Below are 20,594 nucleotides of genomic sequence, written 5' to 3' on the forward strand. Positions count from 1 at the left end.
AGGAGAAGATTATGAAAATCACATTGAAAGACGGCTCCGTAAAGGAGTATGCAGAGAGCAAATCCGTATATGAGATTGCCCGGGACTTAAGCGAAGGCCTGGCGCGCATGACCGTAGCAGGCGAGGTAGACGGCGAGGTTGTAGACCTGAGAACCGTGATCGATAAGGATTGTAACCTGAACATCCTGACTCTGAAGGATGAGAAGGCTTTGTCTGTACTGCGTCACACCGCAAGCCACGTGATGGCACAGGCTGTAAAGCGTCTGTACCCGACCGTAAAGCTGGCCATCGGACCTTCCGTGGCCGACGGCTTCTACTACGATATGGATTTTGAGACTCCGCTGACCTCCGACGACTTTGAGAAGATCGAGGCCGAGATGAAGAAGATCATCAAGGAGAACCTGGAGATCGTACGCTTCACCAAGCCCCGCGAGGAGGCTATCGCATTTATGAAGGAGAAGGGTGAGCCCTACAAGGTAGAGCTGATCGAGGACCTTCCGGAGGATGCGGAAATCAGCTTCTATCAGCAGGGTGAGTTCGTGGACCTGTGCGCAGGACCACACCTTAAGAGTACCAAAGACGTAGGTAAGGCTTTCAAGATCATGAGCCTGGCAGGCGCGTACTGGAGAGGCGACGAGCACAACAAGATGCTGACCCGTCTTTACGCTACCGCATTCCCGAAGAAGGAAGAGCTGGAAGCATACATCACCATGATGGAGGAAGCAAAGAAGCGTGACCACAGAAAGCTTGGCAAGGAGCTGGGCCTCTTTATGATGCACGAAGCAGGACCGGGCTTCCCGTTCTTCCTGCCGAAGGGAATGACGCTTAAGAATACCCTGATTGACTACTGGAGAGAGATCCACAAGAAGGCAGGCTACGTGGAGGTATCTACCCCGATTATCCTGAACAGAAGCCTGTGGGAGACCTCCGGACACTGGGAACACTATAAGAATAACATGTACACCACCGTCATCGACGGCGAGGATTACGCGATCAAACCGATGAACTGCCCGGGTGGCGTTCTGGTTTACGCGGCAGAGCCCCGTTCTTACCGTGACCTGCCCCTGCGTGTGGGCGAGCTGGGTCTGGTACACCGTCATGAGAAATCCGGCCAGCTTCATGGTCTCATGCGTGTGCGCTGCTTTACACAGGACGACGCGCATATCTTCATGACGCCGGAGCAGATCAAGGACGAGATCAAGGGCGTAGTAGCTCTGATCAACGATACCTATTCCATGTTTGGATTTAAGTACCATGTAGAGCTGTCCACCCGTCCCGAGGATTCCATGGGAAGTGATGAGGACTGGGAGATGGCTACAGCAGGCCTTAGAGACGCTCTGGACGAGCTGGGTATGCCTTATGTAGTAAATGAGGGCGACGGCGCGTTCTATGGCCCGAAGATTGATTTCCATCTGGTAGACTGCATTGGCCGTACCTGGCAGTGCGGAACCATTCAGCTGGACTTCCAACTGCCCCAGCGTTTTGAACTGGAGTACGTGGGAGCAGACGGCGAGAAGCACCGCCCGATCATGATCCACCGCGTGGTATTCGGCTCCATCGAGCGTTTCATCGGTATCCTGATTGAGCATTTTGCAGGCGCGTTCCCCACCTGGCTGGCTCCGGTTCAGGTACGTGTACTGCCGATTTCCGACAAGTATATGGATTACGCAGAGCAGGTAAAGAAGTCTCTGGATGAGGCCGGTATCCGTACCGAGCTTGATAAGCGCGCGGAGAAGATTGGCTACAAGATCCGTGAGGCACAGACCGCGAAGATTCCGTATATGCTGGTGGTAGGTCAGAAGGAAGAGGAAGAGGGCGCTGTCTCTGTCAGAAGCCGCGAGGCCGGAGATCAGGGAGTAAAGGCTCTGGACGCTTTCATTGCTGATGTGAAAAAAGAGATTGAAACCAAAGGCAGAGAAGCATAAAATTGTTTGAACGCAGATTCCCCCGCCCGGAGGCGTAAGCCTTCCGGCGGGGGATTTTCATAAAGGAGAATCGATATGATACAGGATATTGCGCCGCATATCTATCACAATGAATACTGCCCGGAGAAGCCGGACGCAGACAGCTATCTGATGTATTTTGAGAGACATAACGCGCTGGCCCGCTGGGATGGGGTGGAGATTGCATTTCCCAGATTCCGGGATTTTCCGGAGGTGAAGACGGAGCTTTCGGAGAACATCATCTATCTGTTCACAGTGGATGATAAGAGATTCTATCTGGTAAAGGAACTGGCCCTGCCGGAACGCAAGGACTTTCGGCTAGAAAGTAACCGGAGATTTCGGGACGCACAGCCTCAGTGGTTATCCTTCGCCGGCATCACTGGCTATCAGCTCTGGCACTGGTACGACGTCCGCAAGTACTGCGGCCACTGCGGCAGCCCCATGGTGCATGACGCAAAGGAGCGCATGATGCGCTGCCTGGACTGCGGCCAGATGGAATACCCGAAGATTTCTCCGGCAGTCATCGTGGGTATTCTACATAAAGATAAGATTCTGATGTCCAAGTATGCGGGCCGGGATAATATCACCTACTACGCGCTGATTGCGGGATTTACCGAGATCGGCGAGAGCATCGAGGAGACCATCCGCCGGGAGGTCATGGAGGAAGTGGGTCTGAAGGTCAAAAATATCCGCTACTACAAGAGCCAGCCCTGGTCCTTCTCCGAGACAGTCCTGATGGGCTTCTTCGTGGATCTGGACGGTGATGACGAGACCGTCACCCTGGACACCGAGGAGCTGGCCACTGCCGAATGGTTCACGCGGGAGGACGCGCCGCCCCAGCCCCTGAATATCAGTCTGACCAGTGAGATGATCTGGCAGTTCAAGAATGGGAAGGTGTAAAAAAACACCTTTCCCGTAAAAAAATAAGGTCAAAAAATCCAGTATTTATGCGGCTTTTGGAGATTCTGAAAAGAAAATGAAAAAAAGTTGAAAAAAGTGCTTGACTTTTCTTCAGTTATAAGGTTATAATAAGCAAGTCGGTTGGGACGGCAAGTCAAAACCGAGAACGAAATGGGATCTTAGCTCAGCTGGGAGAGCATCTGCCTTACAAGCAGAGGGTCATAGGTTCGAGCCCTATAGGTCCCATTTATGGCGAGGTAGCTCAGTTGGCTAGAGCATGCGGTTCATACCCGCAGTGTCGGGGGTTCAAATCCCTTCCTCGCTACTAAGATTCAGACCCAAGAACGAAATCGTTCTTGGGTCTTTTGTTTACACGAGCAACGAGTCAAAGTCCGTGCTTGTACGAGACCTTGACGGTGCTAAGCGCCAGTGGCGCTTGTTCAGCACCGACCGAAGTGGAACGTAGATGCCGCGATAACGAGTAAAATTCGCGAAGCGTATTTTATCTCGTATACAGGAGGATGACATGGAACAGGTGCAGCATGAGATACCGCCGCTCTACGACGGACATTCAAAAATTTTGATTCTGGGCAGCTTTCCGTCGGTGAAATCGCGGGAAGGGCATTTCTTCTACAATCATCCGCAGAATCGATTCTGGCGCGTTCTGGCGGCCGTGACGGGGCAGGAGACGCCGGGGACGATTCTTGAGAAGAAGGAGTTCCTGCTTAGGAGCGGCATTGCCCTGTGGGATGTGATCGCAAGCTGCGAGATCGAGGGCTCCAGTGACAGCAGTATCCGGAACGTGGTGCCCAATGATATCCGCCCCATATTGGAGACAGCGGATATCCGTCAGATCTATGTAAACGGCGGTACGGCGGAGAAGCTGTATAAAAAATACATTTTCCCGGAGACGGGACGGGCAGCGGTGCGGCTGCCATCCACCAGTCCGGCCAACGCGGCGTGTTCATTGGACAATCTAATCGGGCAGTGGAAGGTCATAGGGGAGAGCTTAAACCAGTAGCGAGCCTGCGGGCACAGTGGAAAGCGGTTATTGCAAAAATCGTATCAAGTTGTCATAGATTGGCTATACTTATGCAAACATTTGAGATATAATAACGGCAGAAAATAAGAACGAAAACCGGGCGGATTTCCCCGGAGAAAGAGGTATAGAATGCGGGTAGGAATGGGATATGACGTACACAGACTGGTGGAGGACCGAAAGCTGATCCTGGGCGGCGTGGAAATTCCCTATGAGAAAGGACTTCTGGGACACTCCGACGCAGATGTGCTGCTTCACGCGATTATGGACGCTCTTTTGGGCGCAGCGGCCCTCGGCGACATCGGAAAGCATTTCCCGGACACGGATCCGGCATATAAAGGCATCTCCAGTATCAGGCTTCTGGAGCATGTGGGAAAGCTTCTGGAGGAGCAGAATTATGTGGTGGGCAATATCGACGCCACCATCATCGCCCAGCGCCCGAAAATGGCGCCCCATATTCCTCAGATGCGGGCAAATGTGGCGAAGGCTTTACAGATTGAAGAAAGCCAGATTAACATCAAGGCTACTACAGAAGAGGGCCTCGGTTTTACCGGCACCGGCGAGGGCATTTCTTCTCAGGCCATCTGCGCTCTGATTCCGGTGGCGAATTACGCCTATGAAGACGTGATGCAGCTTCCGAACGGCTGCCCGGGCTGCGGCGGCTGCCAGAAGGCAGAATAGAGCAGCCTATGCCGGTGATTTGGGCGGCGGACATGGCAGATTGGAAAAACAGATATACAGACGAGGTGTAAGCTATGGAGAAGCAGGAACTAAAAACCCAAAAACTGGAAGTGAGATATCTGAAAGATGACGAGCGGATACGTTCCCGGGAACTCTACGAGGAAGTCTTTGTGGAGGATGCGGACGGGTTTTCAGAGCTCTATTACAAAATCAAGGCCCGGGACAATCAGATCCTTGTGGCGGAAAACGACGGCGCCATCGTCTCCATGCTGCACCGGAATCCCTATACCTTCCGGTTCCGCGGCGCGTCCGTTCCGGCAGATTATATCGTAGCGGTGGCTACCAAAGTGACCTGCCGCCATCAGGGCCTGATGCGGACACTGCTCACAAAGGCCCTGCAGGACATGTACACCGACGGCCGCCCCTTCACTTTCCTGATGCCGGCAGACGAGGCCATTTACACGCCCTTTGATTTCCGTCTCATGGGAAATGATGACGAGGAGGGCCTGGTGGCCCAGGGCAGCGAAGAACTGGCGGAGGACTACGAACTGTTCGTGGAAAAGGATGAAGCATATCAGAAGCGCCATATCGACTGGCCGGAATGGGAGAGTACGCCTATGATGCTGCGGCTGGTGGATATCGCAAAGTTCGTGGAGCACATCGGCGCGGAGGAGCCCCAGAGTCTGGTGCTCCGTATCACCGACCTGATTCTGCCGGAAAATGACGGCGTATTCTGCTGGGACTTCACCGAGGATGGCAGCCGTCTCACCCGCTGTGACGCGGAGCCGGAGCTCACCATTTCCATCGCGGATCTGGGCAGCTTTCTCTTCGGCATGCTGGGCGCGGAGGAACTTCCGGGCATTACTAAGACGGCATTTCAGAAGCTGGAGCAGGTGCGCGTGGTGGACGGCGTCTACATCAATGAGCTGGTGTAAGCACGTGTACAAACAAAAACAGGAATATTTCCTGAAATTAGCCGCAAAGGCTTGACAAAAGGAGCATTTTTGCATATCCTATAAAGGAAGTAAATGAGAAAAAGGCGAAGAACGGAAAAGTAATCCGCTTCCAAAGCGTCAGAGAGAAGCTGTCATCGGCTGCAAGCAGCTTTCGCGGGAGGGACGGATGAAGTGCATCCGGGAGCTGATCCGGTGAACAGGCAGAGGATTTTGAAAAATAGAAGAAGCCTGCAGCCGGGTACGTAAGCCCGCACGTTACGCGGAAAAAGGGAAAAGGCGAGAGCCTTTTAAAAAGAGTGGAACCGCGGATTCTTTCGTCTCTTATGGAGAAGAAAGGATCCTTTTTTATTCCATTTTTATCCCGAGGCATAAAAAGGGGAGCAGCATGGGAATTATCAAGTATATCAACGAAGAAATTCAGGTTATCCGGGAGCGGGATCCGGCTATCAAGACCTCGGCCGAGGTACTTCTCTATCCCTGCTTCTGGGCCATCCTGAATTACCGGGTGGCGCATAAGCTGTACAAAAGCGGACATTATTTCTGGGCCAGATGGATTTCCCAGAGGTCGAGGAAGAAGACCGGCATCGAGATTCATCCCGGAGCCACCATCGGCAAGGGCCTGTTTATCGACCATGGTTCCGGTGTTATCATCGGCGAGACCACCATCATCGGCGACAATGTGACTCTCTACCAGGGCGTGACCTTAGGCGGAACCGGTAAGGAGCAGGGCAAGCGTCATCCCACTCTGGAGGACAACGTCATGGTCAGTGCCGGAGCAAAGATTCTGGGTTCCTTTACCATAGGGGAGAATTCCAAGATCGGCGCAGGCTCCGTGGTCCTGAAAGAGGTGCCGCCCAATTGTACCGTGGTAGGCGTACCGGGACGCATCGTCAAGCAGGATAATGTAAAATTACCGCGAAGCGATATGGATCAGGTAAATCTGCCCGACCCGGTTATGGAGGAACTGTTGGCGCTCCGAATGGAAAACGCCGATCTGAACCGGCAGCTTGAGGTGCTGGAAGAAAAAGAGCGACAGAAAGCAGCAAGAAAGGCTGAAAAGAAAAAAGATAAAGCAGAGAAAAAGGAGAAAAGACATGAAGCTGTATAATACGCTGACAAAAAGTAAAGAAGAATTTGTCCCCTTGGAGGAGGGCAAGGTAAAAATGTACGTATGCGGTCCCACCGTATACAATTTCATCCACATTGGTAACGCCCGTCCCATGATTGTATTCGACACCGTGCGCCGCTATCTGGAGTACAAGGGATATGAAGTGAATTATGTATCCAACTTTACGGACGTAGACGACAAGATTATTAAGAAATCAATCGAGGAGGGCGTGCCCGCAAGCGAGGTATCTGAGCGTTACATCGCCGAGTGCAAGAGGGATATGGCCGACATGAATGTAAAACCGGCTACTACCCATCCGCTGGCGACCCGGGAGATTCCGGGCATGATCGAGATGATAGAGACCCTGATCGACAAGGGATACGCTTATGAGGTAAACGGAACCGTATACTTCCGTACCCGTAAATTCGGCCCTTACGGCAAGCTGTCCCACAAGAACCTGGACGATCTTCGGAGCGGTAACCGTTCCCTTCTGGTGTCCGGTGAAAATGAGAAGGAGGATCCCCTGGATTTTGTGCTCTGGAAGCCGAAGAAAGAGGGTGAGCCGGCCTGGGAGTCACCCTGGGGCGAAGGCCGTCCGGGCTGGCATATCGAGTGCTCCGTTATGTCCAAAAAGTATCTGGGCGAGCAGATTGATATCCATGCAGGCGGCGAAGATCTGATTTTCCCGCACCATGAAAATGAGATAGCCCAGAGCGAGGCCTGCAACGGCAAGGAGTTCGCCCACTACTGGCTGCACAACGCTTTCCTGAACATCGACAACCGTAAGATGTCCAAGTCTCTGGGAAACTTCTTTACCGTAAGAGAGATTACCGAGAAATATGACCCGCAGGTGCTCCGTTTCTTCATGCTGAGCGCACACTACAGAAGCCCGTTGAACTTCAGCGCCGATCTGATGCAGTCCTCCAAAACCAGCCTGGAGCGTATCCTGACGGCGGCTGACAATCTGAAGCATCTGATTGCCAACGCAAAGGATGACAGCATGACCGAGAGCGAGACCGCTCACTACGACGCGACAGAAGAGTATGTGAAGAAGTTTGAAGAGGCCATGGACGATGATTTCAACACCGCAGACGCCATCGCAGCCATTTTTGAACTGGTGAAATATCTGAACACCCATACAAGCGCGGAGAACAGCAAATCCTATCTGCAGAAATGCCTGGATCGCCTGAAGACCCTGTGCGATATTCTGGGATTGGTGGCAGATAAGAAGGAAGAGCTTCTGGACGCGGATATCGAGACGCTGATTGCGGAGCGTCAGCAGGCAAGAAAGGAAAAGAACTTCGCGCGGGCAGACGAAATCCGTGCCGAGCTTCTGGAGAAGGGTATCGTTCTGGAGGATACCCGCGAGGGCGTAAAATGGAAAAGAGCATAATGGATCTGATGGCAGGCATCAAGGAGAACTGGGAGCTTCCGGATGTGGACGTGCGGACCTATTCTCCGCTGGTGCTGGCCTATATTGGTGACGCGGTCTATGAGGTAGTGGTTCGTTCCCTTCTGGTGGGGCGAGGCAACGCCCAGGCTAACCGGCTTCATAAGGAGGCCAGTACCCTGGTGAACGCAGGGGCTCAGTCGGCCTCTCTGGAGCGCATCAAGGAGGAACTGACGGAAGAGGAAATGCAGGTCTTTAAGCGGGGCCGCAACGCCAATTCCGCCACCATGGCCAAGCATGCCACCATGTCCGATTACCGCCGGGCTACAGGCTTTGAGGCGCTGATGGGCTATCTGTATCTGACAGGCCGCACGGAGCGTATTCTGGAGCTGGCAAAAAAGGGATTAGAAGAGGATTGAACGTATGAATTACGAAGAACTGACCATAGAGGGAAGAAACGCGGTGCTGGAGGCCTTTCGTTCCGGTAAGACCATTGACAAGCTGTTTGTTCAGGATGGCTGTCAGGACGGAAGCATCAACACCATTAAGAGAGAAGCGAGAAAGCACGATACCATCATCAATTTTGTAACAAAAGAACGCCTGGATCAGATGTCTGCCACAGGACATCATCAGGGCGTCATTGCCCAGGCAGCGGCCTATGATTACGGCACAGTCGAGGAGATGCTGGCAAATGCCAGAGAGAAGGGCGAGGATCCCTTCCTGATTCTGCTGGACGATATTGAGGATCCCCATAATCTGGGAGCCATTATCCGTACGGCAAACCTGGCAGGTGCCCACGGCGTCATCATTCCGAAGCGTCGGGCGGCAGGCCTGACCGCGGTGGTGGCCCGGGCTTCAGCCGGAGCTATCAATTACACACCTGTGGCGAAAGTCACCAACCTGACCAACACCATTAAGGAACTGAAGGAGCAGGGGCTTTGGTTCGTCTGCGCAGATATGGGCGGCGAGACTATGTACGACCTGAATCTGACAGGCCCCATCGGCCTGGTCATTGGAAACGAGGGTGAGGGCGTCAGCCGCCTGGTGCGGGAGTCCTGCGACTTTATCGCTTCCGTTCCCATGAAAGGAAATATTGATTCCCTGAACGCTTCCGTGGCGACAGGCGTGCTGGCCTACGAAATTGTACGGCAGAGGATGAAAAAATAATTCATGACAAAGCTTGAAGAACGTTCAGACGAAGAACTGATGGAAGGGATCCGCGGCGGCGAGCAGGAATGCATGGATGTACTGATTGAACGCTACAAGGGGCAGGTGCGCAAAGAAGCCCGTACCCTGTACCTGATTGGCGGTGACAGCGACGATTTGATTCAGGAGGGCATGCTGGGACTTTTTAAGGCCATTCGGGATTACAGGCCGGAAAAAGAGGCTTCCTTCGGCTCTTTTGCGAAGCTGTGTATCTCAAGACAGCTTTATACTGCCATCCAGGCTGCGTCCCGGCAGAAGCACAGCCCTTTAAATACCTATGTGGAGCTGACAGAAGGCCTGGACGATGTGTCAGACAGTTCCCGGGGAAAAAGCCCGGAGGAGCTGCTCATCGACCAGGAATCGGCGGAGAGCCTGCAGGATCGGATTGAGGCGCTTTTAAGTCCCATGGAGTACGGAATTTTGCAGCGCTATCTGAACGGAGAGAACTATGTACAGATCGCGGAAGGCCTGGAGAGGAACCCGAAGTCCATCGATAACGCGCTGCAGCGGATCCGAAGAAAAATTAAGAAATTTATTCTGAAATAAAAGTCCGCTTTTGAGACAGAACATGTTATACTTATCTCAGGTTACAAAAGAAAAAGGAGGGGATTTTTTGGCAGGATATTTCGGAAGTATCAAACCCTATTTTCTGATAGGAATTATCGTATATATCATTTACCGGGTGCTGCTCCGGCTATTATACCGGAATGGACGGATGAGGGTGCCGGTGGCCCATGAAGTGGGCATGGCGCTGCTTGCCTGGTGGCTGCTGACCTTATTTTCCGCGTCGGTGAGCCCGGCGCTTGGGTTTTCTCTGAAGCCTGCATTTTCGGGAACGAATCTGATTCCCATCTATGGCACGGTACGGATGGTCAGGGAGAGCGGTGTAGGAGCCCTGTTTGGGGCCTTTTTGAAATATATCCCCATCGGTTTCCTGGTGCCGTTTCTGTTCCGCAGAAGCCGTAATCCGGGCAAGGTGTTGTCCCTGTGCGGAAGCGCGGCGCTTTTTATCGAGGTATTTCAGCTTTTCATGCCGTCCATGGTTGTGCGGCTGGATGATATTTTATGGGCGCTCTTTGGAGGCTTTGTGGGCTATTTTCTGTTCGGTCTTTTATGCATGAATATCACAGGCATTGAGCGGATGGCAACCGTGAAGCGTTCCCGTGGACGTCAGGTACCGGCTCCGGTGCGTCTGGAGCTGGAGCTGGTCTTTCTTCTGATGCTGCTGCCGGTGATGGTGCAGGGCACACGTCTGGAAATAGCCCGGGTGCAGGAGGTACGCGCTCAGGAGGAGCAGCAGGCGAAAGCAGCTGCGGAGGCGAAGAAAGCAGCGGAAGAGGCAGAGGCCAAGCGTCTGGCCGAGGCAGAGGCGAAAAAGCTCAAGGAGGCGGACAGCATGCCGGAGCTTTCCCTGGAAGCGGGAGCAGCTGTGCTGTTTTCCGTGGACGATGATCTGATTCTATATGAAAAGGCAGGAGCCGATCAGGAGATTCCGGCCAGCACCACGAAGCTGATGACGGCCCTGACAGTCTTGAATTACTGCGATCCGACGGAGAAGCTGACGGCAGGGGAGGAAATTACCCGTATCAGCGGCCAGGCGTCCAACGCGAGCCTGAAAGAGGGCACCACCGGAACTGTGGAGACTTTTCTGGGTGCTATGCTGATTCCTTCCGGCAATGATGCGGCTTACGCGCTTGCGACCTACACCGGACGGAAGATTCTGGGCAATGACAGCGCGTCGGTGGACGAGGCATTGCAGGCCTTTCTGGATGCGGAAAAGGATCTGGGAACAGAGCTCAATCTGGAGAATTCCAATTTTCTGACGCCGGACGGCGACCAGGCGGACGGTCAGTACAGCTGCGCCCGGGATATGGTTCGGATTGCGCGGGAATGTCTGAAAAATGATACCATTAAGAAGCTCTGCGGCGCGAAATCCTACCGAGGCCTGTTTGACAACCTGGATTTGACTTATAAGAATACCAACGAGCTGATTCAGCCATCTGGCGAGTATTATTACGAGGGAGCTATCGGGATGAAGACCGGCAGCTTCAATGATGTAAAATGCCTGGTAGCAGCGGCTGAGATTGCCGGTAAGACTTATATCGCGGTACTGATGCAGGACGGGGATCCGGGCCGGTATAAGGACGCAAAGATCTTATTTGACTATGTGGCGGGTGATTCCGGGGATACTGGAGAAGACACGCCTGCGGAAGAATAGCAGCATAAAAAGAGCGGATAGCCCGGAGGCGTGAGAATGTCCCCGGGTTATATTTTTATGTAATAGGAAATTCCGATAGAATCCCCTATTACATAAAAAAACATTATCGCACTGCGGCGGAGAATCCTGCAAAGCAGGATTCTCTCTTACTGCCGGTCAAATAATGGAAAATAAAACACAGAAAAGACACAGGAATACCACATTTTCTACATAAAAACACCACAATTGCATCACAGATGTTTTTTATAATGACCTCATCAAATGAAACAAAGCAGACAAACCTGATTTGAGGAGGTCTTAAATATGGGAAACATAAAAAAGGGAAGTAAATTCGTGGCAACGGCTCTGGCATTCGGCGTGCTGGCAAGCACAGCCTTCCAGGGCAGCAATTATCTGTATAACAAAGCAAATGGTGGAACAGTGACAGCCACCGATAAAGCGGAGCTGAATATCGCAAGCGCGGTCAGCAGCAGCTCCACAGATGCTGCAGGTACCGATACGGACAGTAGCGCAAGCGTATCCGCTATCGCGGAGGCGGCTATGCCGTCCCTGGTAGCCATTACGAATAAGAGCGTCCAGGAAATGCAGAGCATGTTCGGCCAGACACAGGCTTATGAAAGCGAGAGCAGCGGCTCCGGCATCATCATCGGTAAGACCGATACGGAGCTTCTGATGGTCACCAATAACCATGTAGTCAGCGGCGCGCAGGATTTGAGCGTGGGCTTTGCGGATGAGAGTGTGGCGGAGGCTACTGTGAAGGGAACGGACGCGGATCATGATATTGCGGTGATTGCAGTGAAGTTAAGTGATTTATCCGAGGATACCCTTTCCACTATCAAGGTTATTGAAATCGGCAGTTCCTCCAACCTGGAGGTGGGCGAGCAGGTGGTAGCTATCGGCAATGCGCTGGGCTATGGACAGTCGGTAACGACGGGCATCGTCAGTGCCCTGAACCGTGAGGTTACCATTGATAATACCACCAACACCCTGATTCAGACGGATGCAGCCATCAATCCGGGCAACAGCGGCGGCGCACTTCTGAATATGTCCGGCCAGTTAGTTGGAATTAACTCTGCAAAGTATTCCGATACATCGGTAGAGGGTATGGGTTACGCCATTCCGGTGGACGACGTGGTGGATATCATTGAGAACCTGATGAACCGTCAGGTGAGAACCGAGAAGGTGGCTGAAGGAGAGAGGGGCTTCCTTGGCATCAGCGGCCAGGATGTGACCAGCGAGGTGTCACAGGCTTATGATATGCCGAAGGGCGTCTATATCACATCGGTGGAGACAGGCAGTGCTGCAGAGCAGGTCGGTCTGCAGAAGGGCGATATCATCACCAAATTCGACGGAACCAGCGTATCTGCTCTGGCTGATCTGAAAGAGCAGCTTGCTTACTATAAGACTGGGGAGCAGGTGGAAATTACCTATAGCACCCGGGAGAATGGGCAGTATGCTGAGAAAACTGCGACAGTGACGCTGGGACAGAATCAGAAATAAATAGACGGACGAAAAACGGCTCCACAGCCGTACAGAAATTTTCCACGCTCGGGGACAGATAGCCCCTCCTTAGGAAAGTTTCTGTACGGCTGTGGAGCCGTTTTTCTGTACATCGAGTACGTGTAGAGTGCATATCGAATGTGTATTAAATGCGTATCGAATACGCATAGAGTTAGAACTATGGCTTAGAGCTGTTCTTTTTCCAGATACTTCATGTAGCTCGCTACCATGAGCGCAATCTTGAAGGTCAGGGCGTCTTCGAAGACGCGGATGTCCAGGCCGGTGGTTTTCTGGAGTTTTTCAAGACGGTATACCAGGGTGTTGCGATGGACGAAAAGCTGGCGGGCGGTCTCGGAGACGTTCAGGTTGTTTTCAAAGAATTTTTCGATGGTGGACAGGGTTTCTTCATCGAAGGTGTCCGGTGTATTCTCATGGAATACTTCCTGCATGAACATTTCGCACAGGGGCTGGGGAAGCTGATAGATCAGACGGCCGATGCCCAGGGTGTGGTAGGCGTTTACCGTGGCTTCCGGGTAGAAAATTTTACCCACTTCCAGAGCCATTTTCGCTTCTTTGTAGGATTTGGACAGGTCGCGGATCTGACTGACCATGGTTCCGTAGGCGACGCGGATGCGGGAACTGTCTTCGTCGGTATTCAGCATACCGGCCAGCATTACGGCTATTTCATCCAGTGTGTCATAAGTGTCCTCTTCGCCGACGGATTTTACAACGACGATATTTTTCTGATCTACGGCAGTTATAATATCCTGGGACTTGGGTGCGAAGACGCTTCGCACAGCTTCCAGTGCCATGACGTCCTTTTCGTCGCGGGTCTCGATCAGATAAACTACACGCATGGCTTCGGTCTGGATGTGGAGCTTTTTGGCCTGGCTGTAGATATCTACCAGCAATAGGTTGTCCAGAAGCAGGTTCTGGATAAAGTTATTGCGATCGTAGCGTTCCTTATAGGCTACAATCAGGTTCTGAAGCTCGCTGACTGCCACTTTGCCTATCATGTATGCGTCGTCGCCGCTGCCTTTTGCAAGCAGGATGTATGCGAGAATGCCTTCATCATATACTTTAAAGAAATGACATCCCTGAAGATTCTGCCCTTCTGCCGGAGACTGGGCGAAGCTCCGGGTCATTTCCGGGGTTATGCCGGATGCGTCGAAGGTGGATGCGACCTGGCTTCCGTCTGTCTCCAGTACGCAGAGATCAATTCTTGTTATACCGCGCAGCTCTTCCAGACTTGACTGTATCACCTGATGGGAAATCATATTAATACACCTCCATGGTTTCATTGGTTCGATTATAACATGCCTCTTTGATATCTGGAAAGATCTTTTTCGTCAAAATGACCAAAAACTGCCCGAAAAATACCGAAATAAAATTTTTTGAAAAAATTTCATTTTAACGCTTGACATTACCTGAAAGTGATGGTACTATAATCTAGCGCGTTGCGCAAGACATTAAAAACGCTGCTGTGGCTCAGTCGGTAGAGCGTCGCATTGGTAGTGCGGAGGTCACGGGTCCGATTCCCGTCAGCAGCTTGTCGAAAAAAAACGGAAAACCTTTAAGATGAAGGTTTTCCGTTTTTTTGTTTTTGAAAAGCGGTACGGTTTGGTACGCGACGGACGAAAAAAGAGAACTCCGGAATCACCAATGCGATTGGAAGTTCTCTTTTGTTTTCTGCTTTTATCAGGTTGTTTCTTTTTTCTTTTTGTCATGCTTCGGATCCGGCTTCGGCAGCTGATCTACCAGCCGTTCGATCACGGCCTTTTTCATATAGACGTCGAAACTCAGCAGACAGATGAAGGAGAAGAGCTGCAGGAACTGCTTATCCTCGTCGGACGCGTCGGGAAAGGTCTGCTCGGAAACCTGATATTTCTGAACCAGATCCTTTTTGAGATCCTCAAGCTGTTCTTTTTCCAGGCAGAAGACCTCGTCGTAGATGCGGTCCAGCTGAAACGCATGGTCTGTATGGAAGTACTTGTCCGTCAGCGGCGTCAGCAGGTTCTGAATATCGCTGATAGAGAGAATATTTTTAAAATAATAGATAAAAATCAGGAGCAGCATGTGCTCTTTGGAATATTTCTTCTTCTCGGGCGGGGGAAGCAGACGGTTCTTGGCGTAGTTGTTAATCATGGTCTTCGTCAGAATCTTGTCATCTTCATACCGTTTGGAGCTCTTTAACTGGCTGTCCATAAAGGTCGTCACCTGATCCATGTAAAGATCGATGCCCGGGATGTCTTCCGGATGGATATAGTCGATCCGATCCAGACTTTCCAGAATGCTCTCCAGGAGATTTTGACTGTCTATTGTCATAGGTATCACCTCGGAACCTATTATATAGTATTCAAAACTATATGACAAGAGGTAAATATTTAAAGTTTTTTTAAGATGCAGAAAAGGAATGACAGGAGACGAAAATTGTAATATAATAGAAACCATTAAGGGGCAGACAAACTTTCAGTTTCTGCAGAAGGAGGATAAAATGGCTAACATTTTAAAAAGATTTGGGGACATCATGTCAGCGAACATCAATGCGCTGCTGGACAAGGCAGAGGATCCGGAGAAAATGATCGATCAGTATCTGCGTGAGGTTGAAAGTGACCTGGGAAAAGTGAAAGCTGAGACAGCGGCTGTGATGGCGGCTGAGACCAAGGCCAAGAGAGAACTGGACGAGTGCGGCGCAGAAGTGGAGAAGATGCAGAAGTACGCGGAGAAAGCCCTTCTGGCAGGCAATGAGGGCGACGCGCGCCAGTTCCTGGAGAAAAAAGCGGATCTGACGAAGAAGCAGGAGAGCCTTCAGAAGTCCTATGAGGCAGCGGCAGCCAACGCGGTTCAGATGAAGGAGATGCATGATAAGCTGGTGAAGGATATGGAGACCCTGGAGTCCAAGCGCGATGCGATTAAGACCAAGGTGGCAGTAGCGAAGACCCAGGAGAAGCTGAACAAGATCGGTTCCAGCGTAGCGGGCGCAGGCGACGCCATCGCAGCATTTGAGAAGATGGAAGCCAAGGCGGACAAGATGCTGGATGAGGCCAACGCCATGTCTGAGCTCAATAAGAAAGAGGGAAGCATCGACGATCTGACCAAGAAATATGACAGCACAGCATCCGATGTGGATGACGAGCTGGCAGCGCTGAAGGCAAAGATGGGATTATAAGCTGGGAACATCGATGGATAACAAAATTTACTACTGTGAAAACTGTGGCGGCGTTATGGAATTTGACGCCGCCTCTCAGAGTCTCAAATGCCCCAACTGCGGCACAGAGATAAAGATAAAAAATGATAAGAAAAAGATTGTAGAGCACAGTCTGACCCGTCACGCCATGCAGACTATCACAGCGTCGGAGAAAAAGAGCCAGACCATGATCTGTAAGGGCTGCGGCGCGAAAATTGAGGTGGCGGCCAACAGTACGGCTACCAGCTGTCCCTATTGCGGTTCCAAGTATGTGTTGGCCGACAAGCAGGAAGACGCCATCATTCCCGACGGCGTACTGCCCTTCCAGATAGACCGAAACCGGGTGGGCGAGCTGTTCCGAAAATGGCTGAAGGGCCGCTGGATGGCTCCGGGCGAGCTGAAGCACCTGTATCAGCAGGAGAAGCTTCAGGGCATCTATCTGCCCTACTGGACCTTTGATGCGAAGGCAGACGCCCGCTATACGGCTCAGGGCGGGCGCAGACGTACCGTGACACGGAAGGGGCCGGATGGCAAGACCGTGCAGGAGACGGTAGTGGACTGGTATCCCACTTCCGGCAGTATCCGGCACTTTTTTGACGACGTACTGATTCCGGCGTCAAAGAGCCTGAAAAGAAATCTCTTGGACCGGGTCGGAAGCTTCGGTCTGACGCAGGTGGCCTCGTATTCCCCGGAGTATTTCTCGGGTTATAACGCGGAGGTCTATACCGTGGATCTGGATGACGCCCACAGCGACGCCAGACAGTACATGGAGTTTAATCTGGAAGAAATGGCCCGGCAGGATGTGCTGCGCCGTTACGATGAAGTGCGGGGCGTGAGCGTGCGCGCCAGCTACAGCGACGAGACCTACAAGCATGTGATGCTTCCGGTTTATGCTACGGCATATACCTATAAGGGTAAGAAATATCACGTTCTGATCAACGGTCAGAGCGGCAGGGTAGAGGGCGATTATCCGAAGAGCCCGGCGAAAATCATAGCGATTATTCTGGGTATTCTGGCGGTGATATTCCTGATTTACCTGTTCAGCACCGGTAGTGACGACAGCTATTACGGCATGCGCGCAGTTCCGACTGAGAGCGTGCTTCTGACGGCGGACAGCCAGGCAGAGGGGCCGATAACCCTGCAGGAAGAAAATGAGGAGGCAGTGACATGGGATTATTTAGCGGACAGTTTGCCAATGTAGTAGAATGGCAGGAATTCCGGGATGATATGCTCTTCTGGAAATGGAGCAACAAGGAGATTAAGAAAGGAAGCCGGCTGATTATCCGTCCGGGCCAGGACGCGATTTTCCTCTACAACGGCAAGGTAGAGGGTATCTTCCGGGACGAGGGAAGCTACGACATTGAATCGGCGATCATTCCGTTCCTGTCTACCTTAAAGGGATTCAAGTTCGGTTTTAACAGCGGCCTGCGGGCGGAAGTGCTGTTTATCAATACCAAAGAGGTGCTGGTAAAATGGGGAACCAAGAGTCCGGTACTGATTCCGACACCGGGACTTCCGGGCGGTATGCCCATCCGGGCTTTCGGTACCTTCGCGTGCAAGGTATCCGATTACGACGCTCTGATTGAAAAGGTAGCGGGCATCAAGCAGCAGTATTCTGTGGAGGATGTGCGGGAGCGCATCATCGGTATGCTGGATCAGCTTCTGATGAAATGGATTTCAAAGGAAGGCAAAGATATGTTCAATCTTCAGGCCAACGCGGACGCCATTGGCCGTGGTATCCGGGAGGATTTGGACATGGAGATGAGTAAGATTGGTATCAGCATTGCCAGCTTCGCGATTTCCAGCTTCAACTATCCGGAGGAAGTCCAGAAGATGGCTGAGAAGGCGGCGGCCCAGAGCATGATTGGTGATGTGGGACGCTTCCAGCAGGTAGCCATGGGCGAGGCGATGGCTAAAGGTCAGGGCGGCGGAACCGCTTCCGATATGGCTGGTATGGCCATGGGAATGGCCATGGGCCAGCAGATGGCGTCTCAGATGGCACAGGCCATGAACGGCGGCGCACAGCAGACCGCGGTTCCGAATCAGGGCGCGGCAGCAGGCGGCACAGCTCCGAATTTCTGTCCCAACTGTGGTACGAAGACCAATGGAGCGAATTTCTGCCCCAATTGCGGACAGAAGCTGGTATAAAAGGGCGGAATGTAACGAGACAGGGAGATAAAGAGAGTTATGAGTAGTTATGATCTTTTGAACCCGGAACAAAAAGAAGCGGTGCTTCATACCGAAGGACCGCTTCTGATTTTGGCGGGAGCCGGTTCCGGCAAGACCCGTGTGCTGACGCACCGGGTGGCATATCTGATAGAGCAGGGTGTTGCGCCCTGGAATATTCTGGCTATTACCTTTACCAATAAGGCGGCAGGGGAGATGCGGGAACGCGTAGACAAGCTGGTGGGCCTTGGCAGCGACAGTATCTGGGTCAGTACCTTCCATTCCACCTGTGTGCGGATTCTGCGGCGCTATATCGATCGGCTAGGCTATGACACCTCATTTTCCATCTACGATACAGATGACCAGAAGTCGGTGATGAAGGAGGTCTGCAAAAAGCTGCAGATCGACACGAAGATCTATAAAGAAAGGATGCTTCTCGGCGCTATTTCCCATGCAAAGGATGAGCTGATGAATCCGGTGCAGATGCAGCTGGATGCGGGCAGCGACTGGAATCAGCAGAAGATCGCCGGGGTCTATGCGGAATACCAGGCTCAGCTTCATAAGAATAACGCGCTGGATTTCGACGATCTGATTATGAAGACTGTGGAGTTGTTCCAGAACTGTCCGGATGTGCTGGATTTTTATCAGGAGCGGTTCCGCTATATCATGGTGGACGAGTATCAGGATACCAATACAGCCCAGTTTAAGCTGGTAAGCCTGTTGGCGGCAAAGTATCAGAATCTCTGTGTGGTGGGTGACGACGATCAGTCTATTTACCGGTTTCGTGGCGCAAATATCATGAATATCCTGAACTTTGAGCAGGTATTTCCGGACGCGAAGGTCATCAAGCTGGAGCAGAACTACCGTTCCACCAGCAATATTCTGAACGCGGCCAACGAGGTCATTCACCATAACCAGGGTCGGAAGGACAAGCGGCTGTGGACGGATAACGGTGCAGGCGTGCCGGTGCGCTTCCGGCAGTTCCAGAATGCCTTTGAGGAGGCGGAGCATGTCATTGGCAATATTACCAGCCATATCCAGAAGGAGGAGGCAGAGTATAAAGATCATGCGATCCTCTACCGCACCAACGCCCAGTCCCGCCTCTTTGAGGAAAAGCTGATTTACGCAAATATCCCCTATAAGATCATCGGCGGCGTCAATTTTTATGCCCGCAAGGAGATCAAGGATCTGCTGGCTTACTTAAAGACCGTGGACAATGGCCGTGACGAGGTGGCCGTGCGCCGCATCATCAACGTGCCCAAACGGGGCATCGGCGCGACAACTTTAAGCCGTGTGGGTGAATATGCCGTGGCCAACGATATGGGCTTTTATGAGGCCCTTCTGAACGCGGAGCAGATTCCGGGCATTGGCCGTGGCGCGTCCAAGGTGCTGCCTTTTACAGTGCTGATTCAGACCCTCAGGGCCAAGCAGGAGCATGCGAAGGTCAGTGAGCTTCTGGAGACTATTCTGGAGGAGACCGGTTACCGCAGAGAGCTGATCCTGGAGGGCACCGATGAGTCGGAGGCCCGTCTGGAGAATATCGACGAACTCATGAGCAAGGTCAAGGATTATGATGAAAATGCGGAGAATCCGTCCCTCAGCGGCTTCCTGGAGGAAGTGGCTCTGGTGGCTGATATCGATAACCTGGAGGAGGAGAGCAATCATGTGGTGCTGATGACGCTTCACAGCGCCAAGGGTCTGGAGTTTCCCTATGTCTATATGGTCGGCATGGAGGAGGGAATGTTCCCCAGTTACATGTCCATTGTGGCCGATAATCCCCAGGAGGAGATAGAAGAGGAGCGTCGCCTCTGTTATGTGGGTATCACCCGCGCCAAGAAGGAGCTGACCATGACGGCGGCCAGACAGCGTATGCTACGGGGGGAGGTCCAGTACAATATGATTTCCCGCTTCGTCAAGGAGATTCCGGACGAGTATCTGGAAAATAAGACCGAAAGCCCGGGACAGAGGGCAAAAGAGGCTAAGGAGCAGCGCATCAACCAGCGCAGACAGGCTATGCTGGAGGCCAGAAAAAGTCTTCGGACCAAGCCCATTCAGTCCAAAATGGTAGCGGCTACCAAGGCGTCCCATCTGGACTACAGCGTGGGAGACCGGGTGAAGCATATCCGTTTCGGCGAGGGTACGGTGCTTGAGATTATCGAAGGCGCCAAGGACTATGAGGTGCGCGTGAACTTCGATGTGGCGGGTGTGAAGAAGCTGTTCGCCTCCTTTGCCAAGCTTCAGAAGGTGTATTGACCGGAATCGCATTTTTTTGACGGAACCCATAGTATTTTAAAAGGGAA

The 20,594-nt window shown here is 52.3% G+C and carries 18 protein-coding genes, 3 tRNA genes and 1 other annotated feature; of the genes, 19 read left to right on the forward strand and 2 right to left on the reverse strand.

Annotated elements, in window-relative coordinates; translation table 11 throughout:
- Positions 1–11: 11 nt before the first annotated feature.
- The 14 genes from thrS (at position 12) to ACESZP_RS13140 (ending at position 12,941) form a co-directional block, all read left to right on the forward strand.
- The gene (gene thrS, locus ACESZP_RS13075; protein WP_499709201.1) at positions 12–1,925 is read left to right on the forward strand and encodes a threonine--tRNA ligase; all 1,914 of its coding nucleotides are present in this window, start codon (positions 12–14) and stop codon (positions 1,923–1,925) included.
- A gap of 75 nt (positions 1,926–2,000) precedes the next feature.
- On the forward strand, positions 2,001–2,843 hold the full coding sequence (nudC, locus tag ACESZP_RS13080) for an NAD(+) diphosphatase (RefSeq protein WP_499709202.1): 843 nt from the start codon (positions 2,001–2,003) through the stop codon (positions 2,841–2,843).
- A 173-nt stretch (positions 2,844–3,016) separates the two neighbouring features.
- A tRNA-Val gene (locus tag ACESZP_RS13085) sits at positions 3,017–3,089 on the forward strand.
- A 5-nt stretch (positions 3,090–3,094) separates the two neighbouring features.
- Positions 3,095–3,168: transfer RNA gene (locus ACESZP_RS13090), tRNA-Met, on the forward strand.
- 201 nt (positions 3,169–3,369) lie between these two features.
- Positions 3,370–3,864, forward strand: a complete 495-nt coding sequence (locus ACESZP_RS13095) for a DNA-deoxyinosine glycosylase (protein ID WP_178040030.1) — start codon at positions 3,370–3,372, stop codon at positions 3,862–3,864.
- A gap of 150 nt (positions 3,865–4,014) precedes the next feature.
- Positions 4,015–4,563: a 2-C-methyl-D-erythritol 2,4-cyclodiphosphate synthase gene (gene ispF, locus ACESZP_RS13100; RefSeq protein ID WP_178040029.1), complete on the forward strand. Its 549-nt coding sequence runs from the start codon at positions 4,015–4,017 to the stop codon at positions 4,561–4,563.
- Between the two features lie 74 nt (positions 4,564–4,637).
- Positions 4,638–5,498 (forward strand): GNAT family N-acetyltransferase, encoded by an 861-nt coding sequence (locus ACESZP_RS13105; protein WP_499709203.1) that lies wholly within the window; start codon positions 4,638–4,640, stop codon positions 5,496–5,498.
- Positions 5,499–5,596: 98 nt separating this feature from the next.
- Positions 5,597–5,844 (forward strand) — a binding site (T-box leader).
- A 60-nt stretch (positions 5,845–5,904) separates the two neighbouring features.
- Positions 5,905–6,627: a serine O-acetyltransferase EpsC gene (epsC, locus tag ACESZP_RS13110; protein WP_499709204.1), complete on the forward strand. Its 723-nt coding sequence runs from the start codon at positions 5,905–5,907 to the stop codon at positions 6,625–6,627.
- Positions 6,614–8,020 carry a cysteine--tRNA ligase gene (gene cysS / locus ACESZP_RS13115; protein ID WP_178040026.1) on the forward strand — a complete coding sequence of 469 codons (1,407 nt, stop codon included), beginning with the start codon at positions 6,614–6,616 and terminating at the stop codon, positions 8,018–8,020. The genes epsC and cysS overlap by 14 nt, the downstream gene beginning before the upstream one ends.
- On the forward strand, positions 8,005–8,436 hold the full coding sequence (locus tag ACESZP_RS13120) for a ribonuclease III domain-containing protein (protein ID WP_178040025.1): 432 nt from the start codon (positions 8,005–8,007) through the stop codon (positions 8,434–8,436). The genes cysS and ACESZP_RS13120 overlap by 16 nt, the downstream gene beginning before the upstream one ends.
- A 4-nt stretch (positions 8,437–8,440) precedes the next feature.
- Entirely contained in the window at positions 8,441–9,184 is a 744-nt protein-coding gene (gene rlmB / locus ACESZP_RS13125) for a 23S rRNA (guanosine(2251)-2'-O)-methyltransferase RlmB (RefSeq protein WP_178040024.1), read from the forward strand.
- Between the two features lie 3 nt (positions 9,185–9,187).
- On the forward strand, positions 9,188–9,769 hold the full coding sequence (locus tag ACESZP_RS13130) for a sigma-70 family RNA polymerase sigma factor (protein ID WP_178040023.1): 582 nt from the start codon (positions 9,188–9,190) through the stop codon (positions 9,767–9,769).
- Positions 9,770–9,836: 67 nt separating this feature from the next.
- Entirely contained in the window at positions 9,837–11,441 is a 1,605-nt protein-coding gene (locus ACESZP_RS13135) for a VanZ family protein (RefSeq protein ID WP_499709205.1), read from the forward strand.
- Positions 11,442–11,744: 303 nt separating this feature from the next.
- Entirely contained in the window at positions 11,745–12,941 is a 1,197-nt protein-coding gene (locus tag ACESZP_RS13140) for a S1C family serine protease (RefSeq protein ID WP_499709206.1), read from the forward strand.
- Between the two features lie 185 nt (positions 12,942–13,126).
- Here the strand turns inward: ACESZP_RS13140 and ACESZP_RS13145 are convergent, their stop codons facing one another.
- Positions 13,127–14,218 (reverse strand): PucR family transcriptional regulator, encoded by a 1,092-nt coding sequence (locus ACESZP_RS13145; RefSeq protein ID WP_499709207.1) that lies wholly within the window; start codon positions 14,216–14,218, stop codon positions 13,127–13,129.
- A gap of 200 nt (positions 14,219–14,418) precedes the next feature.
- Here ACESZP_RS13145 and ACESZP_RS13150 point away from each other — a divergent pair.
- Positions 14,419–14,491 (forward strand) — tRNA-Thr (locus tag ACESZP_RS13150).
- Between the two features lie 148 nt (positions 14,492–14,639).
- Here the strand turns inward: ACESZP_RS13150 and ACESZP_RS13155 are convergent.
- Positions 14,640–15,266, reverse strand: coding sequence for a DUF1836 domain-containing protein (locus tag ACESZP_RS13155; protein WP_349163428.1), 627 nt, complete (start codon positions 15,264–15,266; stop codon positions 14,640–14,642).
- A gap of 169 nt (positions 15,267–15,435) precedes the next feature.
- On the opposite strand from ACESZP_RS13155, the gene ACESZP_RS13160 reads away from it, so the two are divergent.
- From ACESZP_RS13160 to pcrA, 4 genes are read left to right on the forward strand one after another with little or no spacing between them, the layout of a single operon-like run.
- Complete coding sequence (locus ACESZP_RS13160; protein WP_178040018.1) at positions 15,436–16,110, forward strand: PspA/IM30 family protein; 675 nt, start codon at positions 15,436–15,438, stop codon at positions 16,108–16,110.
- Between the two features lie 13 nt (positions 16,111–16,123).
- The gene (locus ACESZP_RS13165) at positions 16,124–17,329 is read left to right on the forward strand and encodes a TFIIB-type zinc ribbon-containing protein (RefSeq protein ID WP_499709208.1); all 1,206 of its coding nucleotides are present in this window, start codon (positions 16,124–16,126) and stop codon (positions 17,327–17,329) included.
- Entirely contained in the window at positions 17,296–18,276 is a 981-nt protein-coding gene (locus ACESZP_RS13170; RefSeq protein ID WP_178040016.1) for an SPFH domain-containing protein, read from the forward strand. Before ACESZP_RS13165 ends, ACESZP_RS13170 begins: the two co-directional genes overlap by 34 nt.
- A gap of 39 nt (positions 18,277–18,315) precedes the next feature.
- The gene (pcrA, locus tag ACESZP_RS13175) at positions 18,316–20,547 is read left to right on the forward strand and encodes a DNA helicase PcrA (protein ID WP_499709209.1); all 2,232 of its coding nucleotides are present in this window, start codon (positions 18,316–18,318) and stop codon (positions 20,545–20,547) included.
- The last annotated feature ends 47 nt before the right edge of the window (positions 20,548–20,594 follow it).

Origin of the sequence: Candidatus Dorea massiliensis AP6 (genome assembly GCF_964245105.1) — a bacterium.
Lineage (GTDB): Bacteria > Bacillota > Clostridia > Lachnospirales > Lachnospiraceae > Laedolimicola > Laedolimicola intestinihominis.

Bases quoted from the DNA above. Each gene is read 5' to 3' on its own strand.
- ACESZP_RS13105 (WP_499709203.1), top strand. From the start codon at position 4,638: ATGGAGAAGCAGGAACTAAAAACCCAAAAACTGGAAGTGAGATATCTG.
- ACESZP_RS13155 (WP_349163428.1), bottom strand. From the start codon at position 15,266: ATGACAATAGACAGTCAAAATCTCCTGGAGAGCATTCTGGAAAGTCTG.
- nudC (WP_499709202.1), top strand. From the start codon at position 2,001: ATGATACAGGATATTGCGCCGCATATCTATCACAATGAATACTGCCCG.
- epsC (WP_499709204.1), top strand. From the start codon at position 5,905: ATGGGAATTATCAAGTATATCAACGAAGAAATTCAGGTTATCCGGGAG.
- ACESZP_RS13140 (WP_499709206.1), top strand. From the start codon at position 11,745: ATGGGAAACATAAAAAAGGGAAGTAAATTCGTGGCAACGGCTCTGGCA.
- thrS (WP_499709201.1), top strand. From the start codon at position 12: ATGAAAATCACATTGAAAGACGGCTCCGTAAAGGAGTATGCAGAGAGC.
- ACESZP_RS13120 (WP_178040025.1), top strand. From the start codon at position 8,005: ATGGAAAAGAGCATAATGGATCTGATGGCAGGCATCAAGGAGAACTGG.
- rlmB (WP_178040024.1), top strand. From the start codon at position 8,441: ATGAATTACGAAGAACTGACCATAGAGGGAAGAAACGCGGTGCTGGAG.
- ispF (WP_178040029.1), top strand. From the start codon at position 4,015: ATGCGGGTAGGAATGGGATATGACGTACACAGACTGGTGGAGGACCGA.
- ACESZP_RS13165 (WP_499709208.1), top strand. From the start codon at position 16,124: ATGGATAACAAAATTTACTACTGTGAAAACTGTGGCGGCGTTATGGAA.
- cysS (WP_178040026.1), top strand. From the start codon at position 6,614: ATGAAGCTGTATAATACGCTGACAAAAAGTAAAGAAGAATTTGTCCCC.
- ACESZP_RS13095 (WP_178040030.1), top strand. From the start codon at position 3,370: ATGGAACAGGTGCAGCATGAGATACCGCCGCTCTACGACGGACATTCA.
- pcrA (WP_499709209.1), top strand. From the start codon at position 18,316: ATGAGTAGTTATGATCTTTTGAACCCGGAACAAAAAGAAGCGGTGCTT.
- ACESZP_RS13130 (WP_178040023.1), top strand. From the start codon at position 9,188: ATGACAAAGCTTGAAGAACGTTCAGACGAAGAACTGATGGAAGGGATC.
- ACESZP_RS13170 (WP_178040016.1), top strand. From the start codon at position 17,296: ATGGGATTATTTAGCGGACAGTTTGCCAATGTAGTAGAATGGCAGGAA.
- ACESZP_RS13160 (WP_178040018.1), top strand. From the start codon at position 15,436: ATGGCTAACATTTTAAAAAGATTTGGGGACATCATGTCAGCGAACATC.
- ACESZP_RS13145 (WP_499709207.1), bottom strand. From the start codon at position 14,218: ATGATTTCCCATCAGGTGATACAGTCAAGTCTGGAAGAGCTGCGCGGT.